The 6,146-nt window shown below is 54.1% G+C and carries 8 protein-coding genes and 1 tRNA gene; 6 read left to right on the forward strand and 3 right to left on the reverse strand.

Annotation, left to right across the window (positions count from 1 at the left end):
• Positions 1–34: 34 nt before the first annotated feature.
• Together NE547_RS14670 and NE547_RS14675 are read right to left on the reverse strand one after the other, a co-directional pair.
• Positions 35–799: a methyltransferase domain-containing protein gene (locus NE547_RS14670; RefSeq protein WP_256176272.1), complete on the reverse strand. Its 765-nt coding sequence runs from the start codon at positions 797–799 to the stop codon at positions 35–37.
• 424 nt (positions 800–1,223) lie between these two features.
• Positions 1,224–1,478, reverse strand: coding sequence for a hypothetical protein (locus NE547_RS14675; protein ID WP_256176273.1), 255 nt, complete (start codon positions 1,476–1,478; stop codon positions 1,224–1,226).
• A gap of 178 nt (positions 1,479–1,656) precedes the next feature.
• On the opposite strand from NE547_RS14675, the gene NE547_RS14680 reads away from it, so the two are divergent.
• From NE547_RS14680 to cptIN, 6 genes are all read left to right on the forward strand, one after another.
• Entirely contained in the window at positions 1,657–3,252 is a 1,596-nt protein-coding gene (locus NE547_RS14680) for a recombinase family protein (RefSeq protein WP_256176274.1), read from the forward strand.
• Between the two features lie 25 nt (positions 3,253–3,277).
• Positions 3,278–3,691 (forward strand): glycosyl hydrolase family 18 protein, encoded by a 414-nt coding sequence (locus NE547_RS14685; RefSeq protein ID WP_186908931.1) that lies wholly within the window; start codon positions 3,278–3,280, stop codon positions 3,689–3,691.
• 301 nt (positions 3,692–3,992) lie between these two features.
• Positions 3,993–4,148, forward strand: coding sequence for a hypothetical protein (locus NE547_RS14690; RefSeq protein ID WP_186908930.1), 156 nt, complete (start codon positions 3,993–3,995; stop codon positions 4,146–4,148).
• Positions 4,141–4,383 (forward strand): hypothetical protein, encoded by a 243-nt coding sequence (locus NE547_RS14695; RefSeq protein WP_186908929.1) that lies wholly within the window; start codon positions 4,141–4,143, stop codon positions 4,381–4,383. Before NE547_RS14690 ends, NE547_RS14695 begins: the two co-directional genes overlap by 8 nt.
• Positions 4,384–4,479: 96 nt before the next feature.
• Positions 4,480–4,556: transfer RNA gene (locus tag NE547_RS14700), tRNA-Arg, on the forward strand.
• Between the two features lie 663 nt (positions 4,557–5,219).
• Positions 5,220–5,705 (forward strand): type III toxin-antitoxin system CptIN family toxin, encoded by a 486-nt coding sequence (gene cptIN, locus NE547_RS14705; RefSeq protein WP_256176275.1) that lies wholly within the window; start codon positions 5,220–5,222, stop codon positions 5,703–5,705.
• 64 nt (positions 5,706–5,769) lie between these two features.
• Here the strand turns inward: cptIN and NE547_RS14710 are convergent.
• Positions 5,770–6,146, reverse strand: a 377-nt coding sequence (locus tag NE547_RS14710) for a hypothetical protein (RefSeq protein ID WP_256176276.1), incomplete at its 5' end; no start/stop codon positions are given.

Raw genomic sequence — 6,146 nt, forward strand, 5'->3', positions numbered from 1 at the left:
ATCCATTGTATAGAAGTGCGCCCTAATAATCGATTTATTTTACCTTTTCAGCTACCAGTAAAAAGCGATGAATTAATCCTTCGATACATCCCTTTCGCTCTAAAACCCGCTGTGCATTCAACAATCTATCCTTGCAAGTGTCTACCGAGAAATTAGGGAATTCCCACTCTATAATTCGGGCAAACCAAACAAGTGCGCCTACATCAAAAAACTTAATGGGTCTGAAGCATTCCCGTTCATCAAGGATATCAAATCCCGCATTACGAAACTGCTTGCGTACTTTTTCAAGATACTGCTCTGGAAACGGAAGCTCAACCTTTCCTAACAAAAGTTCTACCAGTTCACGATCATTTTCGGCTCCCACTTGTTCAGTAATAAAGATGCCTCCAGCTTTTAGAACTCGATATATTTCCTGTGCATTAAAATCACCGTGACGATTGATGACTATATCAAATTCCGCATCATCAAAGGGGAGAATGTCCTTTCCGTCGCCTGCACGAAAATCAATCCCGAGGGGAAGCAAGGTTTCCCTGCATAGCTGAATATTCGGAGGGTATGCCTCTGTCGCACTTGTGTTTGTATGAGGATGGTGAAGCGATAACAGAAATTCCCCCCCACCAGTATCCACATCCAACAGTTTCATTTCCGGCTTGAGGTAATGCAGGATGATACTCTGATAATCCCAAGGCAAATCGGTTTCCTCGGTATATCTGCCATCAATGTGAGAAAAATCCCATCCGTGGATATGGGCAACACTTTCTTCTTTTTGCCAAAAGCTCATCAATTCGATTTCGTTCACAATAACTACTCCTATCTGCATTTGGTAATTATAAATCAAAAATAGGTGCAGTCAACTGGCAACATCATAAGAATAGGCTCGATACAATCTGCTGCCAGATTTATAACTGCACCGAGTAGTTACCTCGAATAAGTCTCATTGCGTGAGCTCACCGCCTCTTAATTAGTAGTATAGCACAAATTCATAAACAATTCTACATGAACCGTATCAAATGGTCACGTTGTTGGAAACGTGAAAGGCTGTCTCAGTATGCTTTTGTATGGTACAAAATAAGCATCACTTGGTTGCAAAACCTAGCGATGCTTATTCTCGTTTTAACCAAGATGCCGTAAAGCAGAAAATGTGGTGCTAAACCGTTTTACGGACACCCGCCCAATGGGCGGTACTGTTTTTCTGCCCTTTCCTCCCCTCTTTTCGGCTCACGTCATCCGTTCGCCGTTCCGGCTTCTTTCTCTTCCAGCCCCGTCGGACGCCCTTTTTGCTCCGACCGGGCGAGGATATCCGCCACCCGCCGGTCGATCTCATTCCGTTTCTCCGGCTCCCGCTCCACACAGGAATCGAACAGGCAAAACGTTACGCCGCCGGATGCCGTTCCTTCCGCCCGCAGATCCTCCCATGGCGGCTCAAACGGAAACCGGTAAAGAAACGCGCCGTTTCTGCTTATGACCGTTCTGCTCATTGCGCCACCCCCCGGCACCCTATGCGTTTGCCTGCTCGTCCTATGAATCCGCAGCGGATGCAAGCGGGCGGAGAATCATCAGCCGGGATGGAATGCATATAAACAAAGGGGGGGCTCGCCCTTTCAGGACCGGCCCGCCTGCCCGGAGCGGTTTATCGCAGACTGTGAGGTGACTTCTGTGGGAGAATACTGCTTATACCTGCGCAAATCCCGTCTGGATCTGGAGGCGGAAGCCCATGGAGAGGGCGACACGCTGGCCCGTCATCGGGCCGCCCTTCTGAAGCTGGCCCATACCCGAAACCTTCCGGTCACGGGCTGCTATGAGGAAGTATGCAGCGGCGAATCCATTGCCGCCCGGCCGGAGATGCAGCGGCTCCTGAACGACGTGGAGGCGGGCCTCTGGTGCGGCGTCCTGGTCATGGAGGTGGAGCGCCTGGCCCGCGGCAACACCACCGATCAGGGCATGGTGGCCGATACCTTTAAGTACAGCGGCACCAGGATCATCACCCCTGCCAAGGACTATGATCCGGCGGACGAGTTTGACGAGGAATACTTCGAATTTGGCCTATTTATGAGCCGCCGGGAGTACAAGACCATCAACCGAAGGCTCCAACGGGGCCGCCGCGCCTCCCTGGCGGAGGGGAAGTACATCGCGGGCAAGGCCGCTTACGGCTATGAGCGCTACAAGCTTCCCGGGGAGAAGGGCTATTCCCTGCGCATCATCCCCGAGCAGGCTGAGGTGGTCCGGCAGATCTTCGACTGGTACGTCAACGGAGAGGAACAGCCCGACGGGTCCCTGCGTCCGCTCGGTTCCTTTACCATCGCCAAACGGCTGGACGCCTGCGGCGTTCCCTCCCCCAGCGGCGGAAAGTGGCCTGCGTGTACGGTCCAGGCGATCCTGGCCAACCCCACCTATATCGGCAAGGTCCGCTGGAGCTATCGCCCCACCGTCAAGCGCATGGTGGACGGCGCGGTGATCTCCTCCCGTCCCGTGAACCATGACGTGCCGCTTTCCGACGGCAGGCATGCCCCCATTCTGGAAGAGCCGCTCTACAACCGCGCCCAGGACATTCTGAACAGCCGCTCCCATCCCCCGGTCCCCAGGGCCGTCCCGCTCCAAAACCCCCTGGCCGGTCTGGTCGTCTGCGGAACATGCGGCCGCACGTTGGAGCGCCGCCGCTATGCGCGCGGCCAGGACTGCATGGTCTGTCCCAATCGGGACTGTGACACCAAAGGTTCTGTCCTGGAGACGGTGGAGCGGGCCATACTGGACGCCCTGGCGAGCTGGCTGTCCGGCTATCAGCTCCAGCTTGAACCGCTTCCGTCCGACCGCGCCGATCCGGGAGCGGAAAAAACGGTCGTCTTCCTCCAGCGATCCCTTGACGGCCTGCAAACCCAGATGGACCGTCTCTGTGATCTGGTCGAGCAGGGCGTTTACACGCCCCAGCGGTTCCTGCAGCGCTCCCAAGTTCTCTCCGCCCGTATGGCCGCGCTCGACCGGGCGCTTCTGGAGGCCCGGGCACACCAGGCCGCGTCCCGCCGCCTGACCGGCAGCCGCTTTCCGAGCGTCCCCCGCGTCGCGCATGTACTTGAGGCGTACCCCACCCTCGCCGACCCGGGCGCAAAGAACGCCTTGCTGAAGGAGATCGTCGACAAGGTGGTCTATTCCAAAACCCGGGGCGGCCGCTGGGTCTCCAGCGACATGCGTCTGCTCCTCTTTCCCCGCATCGAGCGGCTGGAAGAGCGCCCAGCCGTTCGATCACCGATGCCTTAGATGGTTTTATACTTATGGCCCGCCCATGGCGGTCGCGCCGCTGCCGAATGTGCGTCAGGTGGTGGAATATGCCCTGACCGAGATGCCGCCGGAACAGATCTGGCTGGGCGTCCCCACCTACGGCTACGATTGGCCTCTCCCCTTTGTACAGGGGGAGACCCGCGCCCAGTCCATCTCCCCCCAGGCGGCTCTGGCCCGGGCGCGCCGGTATGGCGCGGCCATCCAGTACGACGAGACCGCCCAGGCGCCCTGGTTCCGCTACACCGACGGGGACGGCGTGGTCCATGAGGTCTGGTTCGAGGACGCCCGCAGCATCCGTGCCAAACTGGCCCTCATTCCAGAATACGGCCTGCGTGGCGTCGGCTACTGGAACCTGATGCGGGACTTTCCCCAAAACTGGCGGGTACTGAATGCGCTCTACCGCATCCGGGAGGCGTAACTGCGCGTATTTTGCCGTTCATAAATCGTTCACAGTAAATTCGAAAACGGTTCACCAATTTCCAGTTCCTTCTGGTATTATAATCATTGTCAGGACACCAGAGACACAGAACAGAAACTCCTCCTCTCTTCCCTCTCTCTTTCCGAACACACAGCCACTGTCCCCCCTGCAGGGCGGCAATCGCTCCCTGCGGGGGGGACAGACCAAATGTTCCGCGCCTCTGTTTCAGGGGCGCGTTTTTTGATGTCCCTCCGAATATCCCGCCGCTCTGCCGACCATAATATGGTCGAGGTGATATTCCATGTCTTATGTCAATCCCGCCATTCGGGACAAATTCGAATCCATGCCCATTGACCTGAAAAACGCCATCCTCTCCATGGACGTGAAACTGGAGACCATGTCCGACCTGATGGCCTGCCTGGAACGCATCATCGCGGAGGGCGAGGGACATGCTTGACCATGCCGCCCTCACTCCGGAGGCACTGTCCTATTTTCAATCGCTCCCGCTCTCCTATCAGGTGGCCATGAACCACAGCAACCTGACCTTTCGCACCCTGGAGGACCTGAAGGCCTACGAGGAACGCAACCTCCAGGGCACCGACTCCGTTCTCTACCAGCGCCTGCCCGATCCGGCCATTCCCTCCAACTCCGCGTTGGACCCTTTGGATGCCCAGCTCCCCGATTCAAAATAAAAAACTCGTATTTTGGCAAATTCCCTCTTGCATTCTATCCCGGACTGTGCTAATATAATTAAGCTGTCAACGGGACAGGTTCCCAAACGACGGTATGCGGCTGTAGCTCAGCTGGATAGAGTGTTTGGCTACGAACCAAAAGGTCGGGGGTTCGAATCCCTTCAGCCGTACCAAATCCCGAAGCTTTGAGAAATCAGGGCTTCGGGATTTTTCTTTGATTTATCAATGGTTTGCTGGCTTTCGAGCGAATACGAAATAATAAAATCAGATACAACATAACATGAAGAAATCGCAAAAATTGCACACGGATTTGCACACGGACGACGCGCCCAAAAACATCCCCCGGATACCAGAACAGGGCATCCGGGGGTGGGGGAGGATGTTGGGGGAGCGAAAGATGAGAGGCGGGGGCGGAAGATGGCAGCTATCGTAGGAGTCTGTTTCGATATAACATATTTTGTGGAGTTACAGAAGTTATCATTTGGAATATGTTGTAGCAATCAATTCATTATTTATCGTGGACTTGCTGAACAAAGTCAACAACGATTTGCTGGCATTTTTATATAAAATTGACGTATATTTTTGGTTACTCTGCTGCTATAATAAGAGTGCGACAGAGGAATCTGCCGCCAGACGAAAAGATACACCCTCGTATCTGCGCCCGTCTGCTCCGCTTTGCCGCCTGTCGCGGGGCGACTAATAAATACCGGACGTGCTTTTGATTGCCGCCTGCCGTTCGGCGACATATAAATAGACGGCTTGCAAAAATTAAAAGGGGCTCCCTCCGCTATGCGCGGAGGGATTCTCTTTATACAAAGAGACGGTGACGTGGTTATATGGAGATTGTCGATTGTGGGTTGTACACCATAAAGGACAGATACTTTTCCGACTTCAAAAGTGATCGCCACATGCATAATAAGTCCGAAGGCCGCCCGTACTATCTTTCAATAAGGGAGCACAATGGAATTACTTGGTTTATACCTATAAGTAGCAAGGTAGACAAATATAAGGCCAAAATAGCACAGGATGAGATTAAATACGGAAACTGTATTTACTATCATATCATGAATTTCATGTCAGATGAGCGGGCATTGCTGGTTGGCAATATGATTCCAGTTACTGAAGAGTACATAAGTAAAGAATTTACCATATCCTGTCAACACTATATTGTGAAAGATGAAAATACAATAAAGGCCGTTCGAAAGAAGGCGGCAAGATATTTAAGCCTAGTCCGAAATGGAAAGCTTCGTCCATATGTGGATATATTAAGAATTGAACGTCAACTCATAAACCGTTCAAAAAACAAAAGTTTTATCATTTAAATTTCTGCTCACAAAACATCCCCCGCCACCCAAGAGCCGATGCTACGGGAGGCGGGGGCTTTTTTCAGCCGATTTTGTCGTACAGGGAGAGCGGAAGCCCGGCGTCGATCAGGGCGGCCTTTTTCTCCGCCGACTTCTTCAGCCCGGCGGTCGCAGCCTTGTACGCGATGTAATCCGAGATTGGAACACCGGCCTTGTCTGCCTTTTCCGGCCACTCCGGGTAGCTGACCAGCCAGAGGAGTTCCTGCTGGTCGTTTGTCAGCCCGCTTTCCCGGATGGACTTGGCGGTTTCGGCTATGGTCAGGCCGCCCTCACCGTCGGAATTGTAGGCGCTCTTCCCGGAAGCGTACTCCAGCCAGGTCTCCGGCTCCATCCCCTGCTGGTAGGCCTCGCGCACCTTGTCCCCGTTGACCAGAGCGCCGCCGTATTCCTCGTAGAGCA

This window comes from Flavonifractor sp. DFI.6.63 (genome assembly GCF_024462255.1).
Lineage (GTDB): Bacteria > Bacillota > Clostridia > Oscillospirales > Oscillospiraceae > Lawsonibacter_A > Lawsonibacter_A hominis.

What these genes read in the sequence shown, in the direction of transcription:
- NE547_RS14675 (WP_256176273.1), bottom strand. Translation starts at nt 1,478, where the DNA reads ATGAGCAGAACGGTCATAAGCAGAAACGGCGCGTTTCTTTACCGGTTT.
- NE547_RS14685 (WP_186908931.1), top strand. Translation starts at nt 3,278, where the DNA reads ATGGCGGTCGCGCCGCTGCCGAATGTGCGTCAGGTGGTGGAATATGCC.
- NE547_RS14690 (WP_186908930.1), top strand. Translation starts at nt 3,993, where the DNA reads ATGTCTTATGTCAATCCCGCCATTCGGGACAAATTCGAATCCATGCCC.
- NE547_RS14695 (WP_186908929.1), top strand. Translation starts at nt 4,141, where the DNA reads ATGCTTGACCATGCCGCCCTCACTCCGGAGGCACTGTCCTATTTTCAA.
- cptIN (WP_256176275.1), top strand. Translation starts at nt 5,220, where the DNA reads ATGGAGATTGTCGATTGTGGGTTGTACACCATAAAGGACAGATACTTT.